We start from the raw sequence: 15,234 nt of genomic DNA, 5'->3' as shown, positions 1-15,234 counted from the left end.
GACGTCTGCGGCGGACCGCCACCAGGTCTGGAGGTGAAGGGAGCCTTCGCCGCGTGGCATGAGGTGAAAGCTCCCTTCGCCGCGTCGCATGAGGTGAAGGGAGCCTTCAGCCCCACGTTCCACGCCCCACGCTCACCTCACGGTGTGACGTCCACCGGCGGCGGGCAATGTCAAACGCCTGAAACATTCAGGAGTTCTCAGGTAACACGGCCTCCCTACCTTCAAGCGAAATCGACGCCTGGAGGAGGTGCCCGTGCCGCTCGCCGCCCCCGCCCGAGCCGTGGCCACGCACTGCCCGTACTGCGCACTGCAGTGCGGGATGAGCCTCGACGGCGCCCGCGTCGCCCCGCGCGACTTCCCGGTCAACGCCGGCGGCCTGTGCCAGAAGGGCTGGACGTCGGGAGAGCTCCTGACCTCACCTTCCCGCCTGACGACACCGTTGATCAGGGTCGACGGCGAACTCCGGCCGACGACCTGGGCACAGGCGCTCGACCTCGTCGCGCGAAGGCTCACCGAGATCCGGGCGGCCGAGGGCGCCGACTCGGTCGCCGTCTTCGGCGGCGGCGGGCTGACCAACGAAAAGGCCTACCTGCTGGGGAAATTCGCCCGCGTCGCGCTGGGCACCTCGCAGATCGACTACAACGGCCGGTTCTGCATGTCGTCGGCGGCGGCCGCCGCGGTCATGGCGTTCGGCGCCGATCGCGGGATGCCGTTCCCGGTCACGGATCTCGCCGACGCCGACGCCGTCCTGCTCGTCGGGGCGAACCCGGCCGAGACGATGCCGCCGTTCACGCAGCATCTGCGTGGCGCGGACCTGATCGTCATCGACCCTCGACGTACCCCGACGGCCGAACTCGCCGGACTGCATCTCGCGCCCGCGCCGGGTACCGATGTCGCCCTCGCGCAAGGAATTCTGCACGCGGTCGTCGCCGATTGCCTGCTCGACCAGTCCTATGTGGACACCCGAACGAACGGTTTCGAGGAGCTGTGGCGGTCGGTCGCGGCCTGGTGGCCGGAGCGCGTCGAGCAGATCACCGGGGTCTCCGCCGCTGACCAGCGCCGCGTCGCCGCGAAACTCGCCGCCGCTCGCAACGCCTACGTTCTCACCGCGCGGGGCACCGAACAGCACGCCAACGGCACGGCGATGGTGAACGCGTGGATCAACCTCGCGCTCGCCCTCGGCCTGCCAGGGCGTCAGGGCTCCGGCTTCGGCTGCCTGACCGGGCAGGGAAACGGCCAGGGCGGCCGCGAACACGGCCAGAAGGCCGACCAGCTTCCGGGGTACCGCAAGATCGACGACCCAGCCGCCCGCGAGTACGTCGCCGGGGTCTGGGGTGTGCCACCGGAATCCCTGCCGGGTCCGGGCCGCTCGGCCGTCGAGCTGCTGGAAGCGCTCGGCACCGACGACGGACCGAGCGCGTTGATGGTGTTCGGCAGCAACCTCGTCGTTTCGGCGCCCCGGGCGGGGAGCATCCAAGAAAAGTTGTCCTCTTTGGACTTCTTGGTCGTCTCGGACCTTGTCCTTTCGGAGACCGCGGCGATGGCCGACGTCGTCCTCCCGGTCACTCAGTGGGCCGAAGAAGACGGCACGATGACGAACCTCGAAGGCCGGATCCTGCTTCGGCGCAAAGCGATCGACCCGCCGTCCGGAGCGAAGACCGACCTGTACGTGCTTTCGGAACTCGCCCGGCGGCTCGGGCAGCCGGACGGCCGGTTCCCTTCCGACGCCGAGACCGTCTTCACCGAACTCCGCCGGGCGTCCAAGGGTGGCGTCGCCGACTACTCCGGCATCACCTACGACCGGCTCCGTGACGGTGAGGCCTTGTACTGGCCCGTTCCCTCGGAATCGCATCCCGGCACGCCGCGGATGTTCCTCGACTCCTTCGCCCACCCGGACGGTCGCGCACGGTTCGTTCCGGTGGACCACGTCGGCCCAGCCGAAGTACCCGACGCCGAATTCCCCTTGCAGGCCACCACGGGCCGGATCCTGCAGCACTACCAGTCCGGCGCGCAGACCCGGCTGGTCAAGGAACTGAACGACGTCGCTGCGGAGGCCTTCGTGGAAGTTCATCCGGACACCGCCGCGCACGCGGGACTGGCGGAGGGCGACCTCGCGGTCGTGCGGTCCCGGCGAGGGGAGACCGTCGCCCGCGTCCGCTGCGTGCCGTCACTGCGCCCGGACCTGGTGTTCCTGCCGTTCCACTTCCCCGGTGCGGGAAGGGCGAACCTGCTGACCAACCCGGCACTCGACCCGACGAGCCGGATGCCCGAGTTCAAGGTGTGCGCGGTCGCGCTCGCCCCGGCCGAGGTCGTCGCGTGAGCCCCCGGTCGGTGGTCATCACCGGGTACGGGATGGCGGGCGCGCGGCTGGCGGACGACATCCGCCGCCGCGATCCCGACGGCGAACGCGTCCGGCTCACCGTCGTCGGCGCGGAGACGCACGCCGCCTACAACCGTGTGCTGCTGTCGTCGGTGGTCGCCGGGACCATGCGGCCCGAGGTCGTCCGGCTCCACGACGACGACTGGTCGTCCCGTACCGGGGCCGACCTGCGACGCGGGGTCGCCGCGACGTCGATCGACCGCGCGGCGCGGCGGGTGCACCTCGATGACGGGTCCACTGTGGACTACGACGCGCTCGTGCTCGCCACCGGCGCCAACCCGTGGATGCCACCGGTCGAAGGACTCGAACCCGGCCCGGACGTCGTCGCGTTCCGCACTCTCGACGACTGCGCCCGTATTCTCGACGCCGCCAAACTGGGTGCCCCGGTCGTCGTGCTCGGCGGCGGGCTGCTCGGCCTGGAAGCCGCGCGAGGCCTGGCGGGACGCGGAAACCTCGTCACCGTCGTGCATCCGATGCCGCACGTCATGGAGCGTCAGCTGGACGCGGAATCCGCGCGGGTGCTGACCAGGAAGCTCGAAGAACTCGGCGTCGGTTTCCGGCTCGGTGTCGGGGCCGCGCGCTATGTCAGTGGCGACGGGCTCAAACTCGACGACGGCACGCATGTGCCCGCCGACCTGATCGTCGTCTCGACCGGCGTCCGTGCCGAGACGAAACTGGCCGTGGACGCCGGGCTGACCGTCGAGGGCGGCATCGTCGTCGACGATCTGCTGCGCACCAGCGACGGCCGGATTCACGCGATCGGTGACTGCGCCCGGCATCCCGGCTCGTTCGGCGGCCTCGTGCAACCCGCGTGGGAACAGGCCGCCGTCGTCGCGGACCTGGTCACCGGGACGAAGTCCGCGTCGCGTTATCGCGGCACCCAGCCCGTGACCCGGCTGAAGGCCCGCGGCATCGACCTCACCGCGCTCGGTGAGACGATGACCGGCGCCGACGACCCGACCGCGGAGGTGCTCACCTTCAGCGACCCGGCCGGCTGCCGCTACGGCAAGCTCGTCGTCCGCGAAAACCGGGTGGCGGGCGCGATCCTGCTCGGCCTGCCCGACGCGGCCGCGACGATCGCGCAACTCTACGACCGGGGTACCCCGGTCCCAGAAGACCGGCTCGCCGTCCTGTTGGGACGTGCGCTGCCCGCCGGGGCGCCGTCGGCGTCGAGCCCGGCCGATCTGCCCGCGTCGGCGGTCATCTGCCGCTGCAACGCGGTGACCAAGGGGCGGCTCGTCGAGGCCTGGCGCGCCGGTGCCACCGACGTTCCCGCCCTCGCCGGGGCGACCCGCGCGACGACCGGCTGCGGTGGCTGCAAGGACGCCGTCGGCGGGGTCGCGAAATGGCTGGCCGCCCAATGAACCCGAACGCATCCACCAAGGAGGACCTCGTGGCAGCTCGTGGAAAGCGCTGGATCGAGCACTGGGATCCGGAGAACGAGCGGTTCTGGGAAGAGACCGGGAAGAAGGTGGCCCGGCGGAACCTCTGGTTCTCCGTCCTGGCCGAGCACATCGGCTTCTCCGTCTGGACACTGTGGTCGGTCATGGTCCTGTTCATGGGGCCGCAGTACGGTTTCTCGCCAGCCGACAAGTTCCTCCTGGTCTCCACGCCGACGCTGGTCGGCGCTCTCATGCGGCCGCTGTACACCTTCGCGGTCGCGAGGTTCGGCGGCCGGAACTGGACGATCGTCAGCGCGATGCTGCTGCTGGCGCCCACCGTGCTGGCCGCGATCGCGATGGAACCGGGCACCTCGCTCGGCACGTTCCTGCTGATCGCCGCGCTGGGCGGGGTCGGCGGCGGGAATTTCGCGTCGTCGATGACCAACATCAACGCCTTCTACCCGGAGAAACACAAGGGCTGGGCGCTCGGACTCAACGCGGGCGGCGGGAACCTCGGCGTGGCGGCGATCCAGCTGATCGGGCTGCTGGTCATCGGCACCGTCGGTGCGACCGCGCCCCGGCTGGTGCTCGCGATCTACCTCCCGCTGATCGTGCTCGCCGCGACCTGCGCGTACTTCTTCATGGACAACCTCGCCTCGATGAAGGGCGACACCAAGGCGATGCGGGAGGTCGTCAAGGATCCGCACACCTGGGTGATGTCGTTACTCTACGTCGGCACGTTCGGTTCGTTCATCGGCTACAGCTTCGCGTTCGGCCTCGTGTTGCAGAACCAGTTCGGCCGGACCCCGTTGCAGGCGGCGGCGGTGACGTTCCTCGGGCCGCTGCTCGGCTCCTTCTCGCGGCCGGCCGGCGGCTGGCTGTCCGACCGGATCGGCGGCGGCAAGGTCACCTTCGTGACGTTCGCCGGGATGGCCGCGGCGACCGTGGTGCTGATCCTGGCGTCGACGTCGAACTCGCTCGCGCTGTTCACCGTCGCGTTCATCGTGTTGTTCGTGCTCACCGGCGTCGGCAACGGCTCGACGTACAAGATGATCCCGGCGATCTTCCGCGCCAAGGCGAGGGTGGCGATCAGCGAGGGCGCCGACGAGACCCTCGAGATGCTCAAGGCACGCAAGCTCTCCGGCGCGTTGATCGGGCTGGCCGGGGCGATCGGCGCGCTCGGCGGGCTGTTCATCAACCTGGCCTTCCGGCAGTCGTTCGCGGACACGAAGAGCGGGGTGCCGGCGTTCGTCGCCTTCCTCGTCTTCTACGGGCTGTGCTTCACCGTCACCTGGGCGGTGTACCTGCGCAAACAGCAGACGGAGGTGGCGGGCACCCGAGGTCTGGCGCTCGCCGGAGCGGAGGTCTGATGCGGAAACTCGTCGTCGCGGGACACGGCATGGTCGCGCACCGGCTCGTCGAAGCGGTGCGCGCGGAGGACAAGACGGGCGAATGGCAGGTGGTGGTCCTCGCCGAGGAGGCGCGGCCCGCTTACGATCGCGTCGCTCTGACGTCCTATGTGGACACCTGGGATCCGGCTTCGCTGGCACTTCCCGGCGCGGACTACGCAGACGACCCACTGGTCGAATTGCGGCTCGGTGACGCGGTGGTCTCGGTGGACCGGGAGCGCAAGGTCGTCGTCACCGAGTCCGGGTACGAGCAGTCGTACGACGCGCTCGTCCTCGCGACCGGTTCGAGGCCGTTCGTTCCGCCGGTGCCCGGTCACGATCTTCCCGGTTGCTTCGTCTACCGGACGATCGAAGATCTCGACGCCATCCGGGCAGCCGCTCACCGGCCCGGCCGAGGTCGGCGGTCGGCGGTCGTCATCGGCGGTGGCCTGCTCGGTCTCGAAGCCGCGAAGGCGTTGCGGGACATGGGTCTCTCGCCGCACGTGGTCGAGATGGCGCCGCGGCTGATGCCACTGCAGGTCGACGAGGGCGGCGGTGGCCTGCTGCGGCGGCTGATCACCGAACTCGACGTGACCGTCCACACGGGAACGTCGACCGACGCCATCGAACCGGACGGTGAGCGGTACCTCGCCCGGCTGGGCAACGGAACCGAGCTGGACGTCGACCTGGTCGTATTCTCCGCCGGGATCCGCCCGCGCGACGACCTCGCCCGGTCGTCCGGGCTGGAAGTCGGCGCGCGGGGCGGCATCCTGGTCGACGACGCGTGCCGGACGTCCGACCCGGCGGTGTACGCGATCGGTGAATGCGCGGCCGTCGCCGGAAAGGTGTACGGCATCGTGGCGCCCGGCTACGCGATGGCGGAGATCGTCGCCGCGCGGCTGACCGGCGGCGAGGGCACGTTCCCCGAGCCGGACATGTCGACGAAGCTGAAGCTCATGGGTGTCGACGTCGCCAGTTTCGGCGACGCGCACGCGGCGACCGAGGGCGCGCTCGAAGTCGCGTTCAACGACGCTGTCGCCAGGACCTACAAGAAGCTCGTCGTGTCGGACGACTCGAAAACGTTGCTGGGCGGCGTTCTCGTCGGCGACGCTAGCGAGTTCAACACGTTGCGCGCGATGGTCGGCAGGCCGTTGCCCGCCGAACCGGGCGCGATCCTCGCCCCGGCCGGTGGTGGCGCCGCGGTCGGTGTCGACGCGCTGCCCGACGCCGCGCAGATCTGTTCCTGCAACGCGGTCTCCAAGGGCGCGATCACGCACGCGATCACCGAAGACGGTTGCGATTCGGTCGCCAAGATCAAGGGCTGCACGCGGGCGGGAACGGCGTGCGGATCGTGTGTCCCGCTGCTGGGCAGGCTGCTGACGGCTTGCGGTGTCGAGCAGTCGAAGGCGTTGTGCGAGCACTTTTCGCAGTCGCGCGCGGAGTTGTTCCAGATCCTGCAGGCCACGCGGATCAGTACCTTCAGCGAGATGATCGACCGGTACGGAAGCGGAACCGGGTGCGCTCTCTGCAAACCGGCGATCGCGTCGATTCTGGCCACGCTGGGTAACGGGCACATCCTCGCCGGTGAGCAGGCGACCCTGCAGGACACCAACGACAAGTTCCTGGCGAACCTGCAGCGCAACGGCACCTACTCGGTGGTCCCGCGGATCCCGGGTGGCGAGATCACGCCCGAGAAGCTGATGGTGATCGCGCAGGTGGCGATGGACTTCGGGCTGTACACCAAGATCACCGGTGGACAGCGGGTCGATCTGTTCGGCGCCACCGTGGACCAGCTCCCGCTGATCTGGCGGCGGCTCGTCGACGCCGGGTTCGAGTCTGGGCACGCGTACGGGAAGTCGTTGCGTACGGTCAAGTCCTGCGTCGGTTCGACATGGTGCCGGTACGGTGTCCAGGACAGTGTCGGCCTCGCCATCGAACTGGAACTGCGGTATCGAGGGCTTCGCTCGCCGCACAAGCTGAAGTCCGCGGTGTCGGGCTGTGCGCGGGAGTGCGCGGAGGCTCGCAGCAAGGACTTCGGCATCATCGCGACCGACAAAGGCTGGAACCTTTACGTCGGCGGGAACGGCGGCGCGACCCCGAGGCACGCGGACCTTTTGCTGTCCGAAGTGGACACCAAGACGCTGATCCGCACGATCGACCGGTTCCTGATGTTCTACGTCCGCACGGCCGACCGATTGCAGCGCACCGCGCCGTGGGTCGAGGAGATGGACGGCGGGCTCGACCACCTGCGCGCGGTCATCGTCGACGACAAGCTCGGCATCTGCGAAGACCTCGACGCGGCGATGGCCAAGCACGTCGGCGACTACGCCGACGAATGGCGCGGAGTGCTGGAGGATCCGGAGAAGCTGGCGAAGTTCAGCTCGTTCGTCAACGCGCCGGGCACACCGGACCCGACGATCTCGTTCCGCACCGAACGCGACCAGAAGGTGCCCGTGCTGCTGGGCATCCCGGAGGTGAAACAGTGACGACCTCGATCGAGCGCACCTGGACCGCCGTCTGCGCGGCGGGCGCGGTCCCCGAATGGTCCGGCGTCGCCGCCCTGCTCGACGACGGCGTGCAGGTGGCGATTTTCCGGCTGCCCGGCGGCCGATGGTACGCACTGTCCAATATGGACCCGATCAGCGGCGCCGCGGTGCTTTCGCGGGGAATCGTCGGCGACGCGGGCGGTGTCCCGGTGGTGGCTTCACCGGTGTACAAGGAACGATTCGATTTGCGGTCCGGTGACTGTCTCGACGCCGAAAGTGTCTCGGTCGAGGCGTATCGGGTCCGGGTCACCGGGGGTGTGGTGGAGGTGGAGGATTCACCGTGACAGACGTCCCTCCCTTGGCGGGATTCGTCATCGGGATCACGGCGGCGCGACGGGCTGACGAGCTCGGCGCGCTGTTCGTGCGTAAAGGTGCGACCGTGCGGTACGGCCCGGCCATCCGGATCGTGCCGCTCGCCGACGACACCGAACTACGGTCGGCCACCATGCGCCTGCTGGAAGAGCGGGTCGACGTCGTCGTCGCGACGACCGGGATCGGCTTCCGGGGTTGGACCGAGGCGGCCGAAGGCTGGGGGCTGGGGGAAGAACTGCTGGACCGGCTGGGGGAGTCGTCACTGCTCGCGCGGGGCCCGAAGGCCAAGGGCGCGATCCGCTCGGCCGGGCTCTCGGAAGCGTACTCGCCCGCGTCGGAGAGCAACGCCGAGGTGCTGCGACATCTGCTCGATTCCGGTGTGGACGGTCAGCGGATCGCCGTGCAGTTGCACGGTGAACCACTTCCGTACTTTGTGGACCGTCTTCGCGCCGCGGGTGCCGAGGTGATCGAGGTGCCGGTGTACCGCTGGGTCGGCCCGGCCGATCCCGGACCGCTGGACCGGCTGCTGGACGCGGTGCTCGACGGCTCGGTGGACGCGTTGCCGTTCACCAGCGCGCCGGCTGTCGCGTCACTGCTGGCGGTGGCGAAGCGGACCGGGCGGCTGCCGGGAATCGTGCGGGCATTGGAGAAACGAGTCGTGGCGGCCTGTGTCGGGCCGATCACCGCGGGGCCGCTCGCCGCGCTCGGGATCCCGACGGTCCAGCCGGCGCGGTCACGTATCGGGGCGCTGGCGCGGACGGTGTCCGACGCGCTCGAAGCCCGCTCGCCGCGGTTGGACGCGGCCGGGCGGAGCATCGAACTGCGCGGCCAGGCGGCGCTGGTGGACGGGCAGTGGTGCGACATCGCACCCGCGCCGATGGCCTTGCTGCGGGCGCTGGCGGAGTCGCCGGGCCGGGTCTTCTCCCGGCGGGAACTGATCTCCGCGTTGCCCGATGGCGGCGAGGAGCACGCCGTCGAGACCGCCATCGGCCGCCTGCGGAGCTCTTTGGGGGCCCCGAAACTCGTCCAGACGGTGGTGAAACGAGGCTACCGCCTGGCCGTCGACCCGTGACCCCGCGTTTCGTCCTCCAGTTGCGGTAGTTGGCAACGCGAACTACCGCAACTAGAGGACGAAACGCGGGGGTAGGTCACGAGAAGGTGAGGCGGAAATCGGGGAACTCCCGTGCGGCCGTGACACGGGCGGCCTCCGCTTCGGCCTCTTTTCGCACAGCCGGGCGGAGGGCGTCGAACGAGGTGACGGTGAAGTCGAGCCGCTTCTTACCGCTCGCCTTGGCCCGCCAGACCCCGGCGATCTCGCCGTCGGCCAGCACCACACCGGGGTTGCCGAGGATCTTCCAAACCTCCTTCTGCCTGGCCTTGTCCGGTACCAGCACGGCACGGTCCCGCGCCTGGACGAACGGGTCCAGCGGCGGCAGCAGACGGACCACGTCCGGCTCCGGCGGGTTCTCCAGCAGCGGAACCCGGTCTTCCGGCAGAAACGCCTTCCTGCCGTCGACGCGGACCTCGACCAGGCCGTCGGGCCACATCGCGTCGACGCCGGTGCGGGTCGTCCCGACGTACGCGGCGGCGTCGCCCGGGGCGGCCGGACCGTTGATCCGCAGGTAGCCCTCGACCACGCGAGTGGCGGCCTTGGCGTCCGGCGAGGTCTTCAGCGCGCCTCCCTTCTTGAATGGGGCCAGTTCCCACGGCGCCAACGTCGCCGGGGTCGCACCCACTTCGAGGCGGACACCGGCGTGGATCGTCGCGACCCGCATCAACTGCTCGTAGATGTGCACGACACCGCAGCCGCGGCAGGCGTACGAGAGGCCGTCGGGGATAAGTTTCGTGACCGCGCCGCTCACCGTGCCCTTGGTCCGCACACCGGTGACGACCTCGCGGATCGCCTTCGCGGCGGTGAACAGAGCGTCCATCGCGGGCATTCCGGCGTCCTCGACCTGCTTGCGCTGCCAGAGGATCCGGGCCATCGCGTCCTTCTCGTCGAGTGGGACGAGCGCCGCCCGGATCCCGTCCAGCTCCGCGCGGCGGTGGAAATGCGGTGCGCCGCGATGCGTCCACGCGAGCACGAAGCGCTCGTCGTCCCAGACGCCGGGCGTCACGTCGCCGTCGAGACGGGCGGCGAGACCCAGCAGGGCGGTGTCGCGCACGGAATCCTGCAGGCCGAGGTCGAATACGGGCACCGCGGCCGCGTCCGTCTCCTCGCGGTGCAGTCCGTGCGCCGCGATCCGGTACGCCAGCACCTGTTCGCGATCGACCTCGAGCACTTGTCCTCCCTAGAGCGAGTATTCGAGCGTGTACGACATCGTCGGCTCGCCGACGACGCCCGTGGTGGTACCGGACCCGGTGATCCCGGCGAGTCCACCCGTTCCGGAGCCCTCGACCACCGTGAACGCCGACGAGACGCCCTGGGCGTCGAAACCGGTGTCGTGCTTGATCACGAAGCTTCCTTTGCGCCCGTCCACACTGCCCTCGATGCGTTCGAACCCTGGGGCCGTCGTGCCGTCGCCGTCGGAGCCCTCACCCGCGTAGTACAGCAGGTAGTCGACGACCGATTCGCCGTCGATCACCCCGCTGTAGGCGAACGTGGCATGGGCGTAGGCGACGCGCGGGCCGCCCTCGGTACCACTGACAATGCTTTCGTCCCAGTTCTTCATGGCGAAGGTGTTCATGGGACTCACCCTGTCAGTCATACCTGTCAGATCATGTCAGGTTTTTCGGGGATACTGGATTCATGCGCGCGAGCAGACTCCTGTCGGTCCTCCTCCTGCTGCAGAACCGTGGCCGGATGACGGCCGAGGAGCTGGCGGCCGAGCTGGAGGTGTCGGTCCGGACGGTCTATCGGGACGTCGAGGCGTTGTCGGCGGCAGGCGTGCCGGTGTACGCCGACCGCGGCCGCACGGGCGGATACCAGCTGGTCGACGGCTATCGCACGCGGCTGACCGGGCTGACCGAGGAGGAGGCGCAATCGCTTTCGCTGGCCGGTCTGCCGGGCGCGGCAGCCGAACTCGGGCTGGGCACCGTTCTCGCCGCCGCGCAGCTCAAACTGCACGCGGCCATGCCCGCGGAGCTGCGCGCGGGGGCGAGCAAGGTCTCCGACCGGTTCTATCTGGACGTCCCCGGCTGGCACCGCGGGATCGAGAGCCTGCCGCGACTGTCCGAACTGGCCGACGCGGTGTGGCACGCGCGGCGGATCAAGGTCCGGTACGAACGCTGGGGCCAGAAGAAGGTCGATCGCGTCCTCGACCCGCTGGGCCTGATCCTCAAGGCGGGCAACTGGTACCTCGCGGCGCGGTGCGACGGGACCGACCGGACTTACCGCGTCTCCCGGATCGAGGAGCTCGAAGATCTCGGCGAGCCCTTCGAGCGGCCGTCCGACTTCGACCTCGCGCGCTACTGGCAGGAGTGGTCGGAGCAGTTCGAGAAGCGGATGTACTCGCGCGTGGCGGTGGTCCGGCTGAACGAGTTCGCCCGCGTACTCCTACCGTTCTATCTGGGCGCGGTCGGCGTGCGAGCGTTGCGGGAAGCCGTCGAAGGCGGCGCCGGGCCGGACGAGGACGACTGGCTGACGATGGAACTGACCGTCGAGCCGGGGGAGCAGGCCGTCGGGGAACTGCTGCGGTTCGGCGGGAACCTCGAAGTGCTCGAACCGCCGGAGCTGCGCGAGCGGCTGGCGGAGGAGATCAGGAAGATGGGCGCGCGTTATGGCTGACCTCAGCGGCATCACGATCGGGATCACCGCGGAGCGGCGGGCCGACGACTTCATCGCCGCGCTGACGCGGCACGGCGCGACCGTGCTGCACGCGCCGACCATCCGCATCGTCCCGCTGCCCGACGACGCCGAACTACGGGCTGCGACGGACGCGGTGCTGGCCGAACCGGTCGGATTCACCGCGGTCACCACCGGCGCCGGGTTCCGCGGCTGGCTTTCCGCGGCCGAAGGCTGGGGGCTGCGCGAACCGCTGCTGGAACGACTGGCGGCGTCACGGATCTTCGTGCGCGGGCCGAAAGCGGCAGGCGCGGTGCGCGGCGAGGGGCTGCGTGAGGAATTCTCCGCACCGGAGGAGAGCAACGCCGAACTGTTCGAGGGCTTGCGTGACGCCGGGGTCGGCGGGGCACGGGTCGCCGTCCAGTTGCACGGCACCCTGCTGCCCGAACTCACCGGGTTACTGCGGAATTCCGGCGCGGACGTCGTCCAGGCTCAGCCGTATCGCTGGCTTTCGCCTGCGAACGTCGAACCTGTGCACGATCTCGTCGAAAGTGTGCTTGCCGGGCGGGTGCGCGCCCTGGCGTTCACTTCCGCTCCGGCGGCGGCGAACCTTCTCGTGCTGGCGGGACCGCGTCGCGAGGAACTCCTTGCCGCACTGCGAGGTCCGGTGCTGTGCGCGTGCGTCGGACCGGTGACCGCGGCGCCGTTGGAAGCCGCCGGAGTACCGACTGTCCAGCCCGAACGGCAAAGGCTCGGCGCTCTGGTGAAACTTCTCGTCGCGGAACTGCGCATTCGGCCGTCTTGACGAGTGTGGTCCCCTTTGCCAGGCTCGACAGCGAACGCACGGGAGGGCGGAGGATGTCCGAGTCGGTCACCTTCGTGCGAACTATGTTGCGCAAAGGGTCTTCGGTTCTGGGCGCGAGCCCGGCCGACGAAGCACCCGATCCCGATTCTGTTCCCGACTGGCGTTATCGCGAAGACTCGGCGGACTTACTGCTGATGCGCGCGATCCGCTACTCCGCACTCGGCCCGATCTTCTACCGTGTGGCCGCGTTTCCCAAGGTGTACATCGGTTTCCTGGTCGCGAACGGGTCGGCCGGGATCGTCCCGGTGCTGAGTACGACGATACTGGCGGTGCTGCTCAACGTCTTCGCCATCTGGTGGGTGGTGCGGGGCCGCGGGATCCGGGCGAAGACGTCCGGGCGGCTGATGTACGCGGATCTCGCGATGGGCATGGTGCTCACGACGGTCGTGGCCGCGACCGCGCCCGCCGAGATCCAGCCGTTCGCCATCGACGTCGCGTGGACGTGGCTGGTCGGGACGGTGGCGTTGTGGACGCTGTCGTTCGGACTGCCCGCCGCGTTCCTGTTGCTGATCGCGGCTTTCCCGTTCCGGGCGTTCCTGACCTGGATCGGCGGGCTCCCGATCGACCACTCGCTCGCGGTGAGCCGGTCGGTGGGATGCATGGTCGCGCTGGTCGTCGCGATGGTGACCACGGCGGGGATCCTGATCCTGCTCGGCGTCGGGACCAGGTTCGCGCTGGGGATCGGGATGCGTCGCGGGCAGCGCGCCGAACGGCTGCGGACTCAGCGGGTCATGCACGACTCCGTGCTGCAAACTTTGGAAGCGATGGGCATGGAGGCGCCCGACGACGATTCGGCCGCCGTGCGAAGGCTCGCCGAGATGCGGGCCGCGGCCCGTGCGCAGGCCGCCGAACTACGGCGCGAACTGTCCGGCCCGGACGCGCCTTCGGCCCGCGGTCTCGCGGCGGACCTCGCCGAGGTCGCCACCGAAATGGCGCGAGACGGCCTCCGCACCCAACTCGTCGCCGCCGAGACCGAAGAGGACTACCGCCTCTCACACGCGCGCCGGACCGCCATCCGCGACGCCGTCCGCGAAGCGCTCCGAAACACCGTGAAGCACGCCGGGACCAAGCAGGTCGTGCTTCGCGTCGAGGAGCGCGAAGGCGGCATCGCGGTCATCGCGCGGGATCAGGGGACCGGATTCAGCATGCTGGACCGGCCGCCGGGGTTCGGGATCAGCCAGTCGATCATGGCGCGGCTGGCGGAGGTCGGTGGGCGGGGGACGATCGATTCGCATCCGGGGCGGGGGACTCGGGTAACGCTTTGGGTTCCGCACTGAGGGCTTTGGGGCGCTGGGGTTGGTCGCTGTAGTCCGTGAAGGCCTCCCTAAGGGACCCAGGGTCTCTCAAGGTGGCCTTCACGGACTTCTCGGTCGCCACGGTGGCCCCAGGTGCCTCACCCTTCACAGGGGTGAGTGTGAGGCCCCTTTCTGTACCTGGGCGCAAGAAGGGGGCCATCGTGTACTTGAGGAGACGGAGGAGAAGACTTAGTCCTCCTCGGCCCGCATCGCCTCACGCCCAGCGGCCTCTTCGCTCATTCCCCGCCGCCAGTACCCGGTGAAGCAGATCGCTCGCTTGTCCACCCCGCGCTCCCGCACGAGGTGCCGCCGCGCCAGTTTCACCATGTTCGCCTCGCCCGAAATCCACGCGTAAGGCGTCCCGCCCGGCAGGTCCACCTTGCGGACGGCGTCCAAGACAGCCTCGCCGATGCCGCCGGAGCCGCGCACCACCCAGTGCAGCTCCACCGTCCCCCGCGTTTCGAAGACCTGCCGGTCCTCGCGGTCGCCGATCTCGACGTAGACCAGCGCCCGTGTCCCGGCGGGCAGGGCCTCGACGATCGCGCCGATCGCCGGGATCGCGGTCTCGTCGCCGATCAGCAGCTGCCAGGTCGTACCTTCGGGCACGTCGTAGAGCCCGTGCGGCCCCATGAGGGCGACCCGGTCTCCTTCCGAAGCGCTCGAAGCCCACGCCGAAGCGGGGCCCTCGTCGCCGTGCAGCACGAAGTCGATGTCGACCTCCTGCATCGCCGGACGCAGCGCGCGCACGGTGTAGGTGCGCATCGGCGGGCGGACGTCGTCGGGCATCGCGAGGTAGGTCTTGTACCAGGAGTACACCTCGTCGCCGCCCAGTGGCGCGGGCAGAACGGGTTCCGTCTGCCCGGGCTGCGGGAAGAACACCTTCAGGTACTGGTCGGGCGCCTGGTCCTCCAGTGACGCCCCCGAGAAGGTCACCCTGGTCATGTGCGGGGTGAGCCGCCGGACACCGGTCACCTTCGCCTCGATGTAGCTCATTAGGCGAGGCTAACCTCAAACAGGCCGCCCAAGCCGGCGTCGTCATCGGGATCACGCTGCCACCGATATTTTCGCAGGTCGACGCGCTGGCCGTCGGCAAGGACCCCCTCGGCGCGCAGTTTCTCCAACTGCTCGTGGACCAGATGTGGAGCCGGTGTCCCATCGGCGCGCAGAATGCGGTGCCAAGGGAGGTCGTGGCCGTCCTCGCCGAGGACCCGGCCGATCAGCCGTGGTGACGGCGCTCCCGAAACCGACGCTATATCCCCATAAGTCGCGACCGAGCCGGCGGGCACACTCGCGATGACCTCGCGCACCCGCTCGTGCAGTTCGTCATCCATGGGACCACTTT

At 69.4% G+C, this 15,234-nt stretch carries 13 protein-coding genes; 9 read left to right on the top strand and 4 right to left on the bottom strand.

What is annotated here, in order from left to right:
- Positions 1–319: 319 nt before the first annotated feature.
- Genes ACM6LU_RS00500 through ACM6LU_RS00475 form a run of 6 tightly spaced genes read left to right on the top strand, consistent with a single transcriptional unit; the run spans position 320 to position 9,080 of the window.
- The gene (locus ACM6LU_RS00500; RefSeq protein WP_414937041.1) at positions 320–2,320 is read left to right on the top strand and encodes a molybdopterin oxidoreductase family protein; all 2,001 of its coding nucleotides are present in this window, start codon (positions 320–322) and stop codon (positions 2,318–2,320) included.
- Entirely contained in the window at positions 2,317–3,744 is a 1,428-nt protein-coding gene (locus ACM6LU_RS00495) for an FAD-dependent oxidoreductase (protein WP_414935578.1), read from the top strand. Before ACM6LU_RS00500 ends, ACM6LU_RS00495 begins: the two co-directional genes overlap by 4 nt.
- Positions 3,741–5,132 carry a nitrate/nitrite transporter gene (locus ACM6LU_RS00490; RefSeq protein ID WP_414937040.1) on the top strand — a complete coding sequence of 464 codons (1,392 nt, stop codon included), beginning with the start codon at positions 3,741–3,743 and terminating at the stop codon, positions 5,130–5,132. Before ACM6LU_RS00495 ends, ACM6LU_RS00490 begins: the two co-directional genes overlap by 4 nt.
- Positions 5,132–7,636 (top strand): nitrite reductase large subunit NirB, encoded by a 2,505-nt coding sequence (gene nirB, locus ACM6LU_RS00485; RefSeq protein ID WP_414935577.1) that lies wholly within the window; start codon positions 5,132–5,134, stop codon positions 7,634–7,636. The genes ACM6LU_RS00490 and nirB overlap by 1 nt, the downstream gene beginning before the upstream one ends.
- A complete protein-coding gene (nirD, locus tag ACM6LU_RS00480; RefSeq protein WP_414935576.1) occupies positions 7,633–7,980 on the top strand; it encodes a nitrite reductase small subunit NirD in 348 nt (115 codons plus the stop codon). Before nirB ends, nirD begins: the two co-directional genes overlap by 4 nt.
- Positions 7,977–9,080: a uroporphyrinogen-III synthase gene (locus tag ACM6LU_RS00475; RefSeq protein WP_414935575.1), complete on the top strand. Its 1,104-nt coding sequence runs from the start codon at positions 7,977–7,979 to the stop codon at positions 9,078–9,080. Before nirD ends, ACM6LU_RS00475 begins: the two co-directional genes overlap by 4 nt.
- Positions 9,081–9,156: 76 nt before the next feature.
- Here the strand turns inward: ACM6LU_RS00475 and ACM6LU_RS00470 are convergent, their stop codons facing one another.
- Positions 9,157–10,290 (bottom strand): DNA glycosylase AlkZ-like family protein, encoded by a 1,134-nt coding sequence (locus ACM6LU_RS00470; RefSeq protein WP_414935574.1) that lies wholly within the window; start codon positions 10,288–10,290, stop codon positions 9,157–9,159.
- A gap of 9 nt (positions 10,291–10,299) precedes the next feature.
- On the bottom strand, positions 10,300–10,695 hold the full coding sequence (locus tag ACM6LU_RS00465; RefSeq protein WP_414935573.1) for a DUF3224 domain-containing protein: 396 nt from the start codon (positions 10,693–10,695) through the stop codon (positions 10,300–10,302).
- A gap of 62 nt (positions 10,696–10,757) precedes the next feature.
- On the opposite strand from ACM6LU_RS00465, the gene ACM6LU_RS00460 reads away from it, so the two are divergent.
- From ACM6LU_RS00460 to ACM6LU_RS00450, 3 genes are read left to right on the top strand one after another with little or no spacing between them, the layout of a single operon-like run.
- Positions 10,758–11,735, top strand: coding sequence for a helix-turn-helix transcriptional regulator (locus tag ACM6LU_RS00460; RefSeq protein ID WP_414935572.1), 978 nt, complete (start codon positions 10,758–10,760; stop codon positions 11,733–11,735).
- Positions 11,728–12,537, top strand: coding sequence for a uroporphyrinogen-III synthase (locus ACM6LU_RS00455; protein ID WP_414935571.1), 810 nt, complete (start codon positions 11,728–11,730; stop codon positions 12,535–12,537). The genes ACM6LU_RS00460 and ACM6LU_RS00455 overlap by 8 nt, the downstream gene beginning before the upstream one ends.
- Before the next feature lie 53 nt (positions 12,538–12,590).
- Positions 12,591–13,874, top strand: a complete 1,284-nt coding sequence (locus ACM6LU_RS00450; protein ID WP_414935570.1) for a sensor histidine kinase — start codon at positions 12,591–12,593, stop codon at positions 13,872–13,874.
- Positions 13,875–14,081: 207 nt separating this feature from the next.
- On the opposite strand, the gene ACM6LU_RS00445 is transcribed toward ACM6LU_RS00450, so the two are convergent.
- Both ACM6LU_RS00445 and ACM6LU_RS00440 read right to left on the bottom strand, forming a co-directional pair.
- The gene (locus tag ACM6LU_RS00445) at positions 14,082–14,885 is read right to left on the bottom strand and encodes a siderophore-interacting protein (protein ID WP_414935569.1); all 804 of its coding nucleotides are present in this window, start codon (positions 14,883–14,885) and stop codon (positions 14,082–14,084) included.
- Positions 14,885–15,223 carry an MGMT family protein gene (locus ACM6LU_RS00440; RefSeq protein ID WP_414935568.1) on the bottom strand — a complete coding sequence of 113 codons (339 nt, stop codon included), beginning with the start codon at positions 15,221–15,223 and terminating at the stop codon, positions 14,885–14,887. Before ACM6LU_RS00440 ends, ACM6LU_RS00445 begins: the two co-directional genes overlap by 1 nt.
- Between the last annotated feature and the right edge of the window lie 11 nt (positions 15,224–15,234).

This window comes from Amycolatopsis sp. cmx-11-51, from assembly GCF_047608665.1.
Classification (GTDB): Bacteria; Actinomycetota; Actinomycetes; order Mycobacteriales; family Pseudonocardiaceae; genus Amycolatopsis.
Note: the sequence above shows the minus strand (reverse complement) of the source record. Positions and strands in the feature narration are given on the sequence as shown.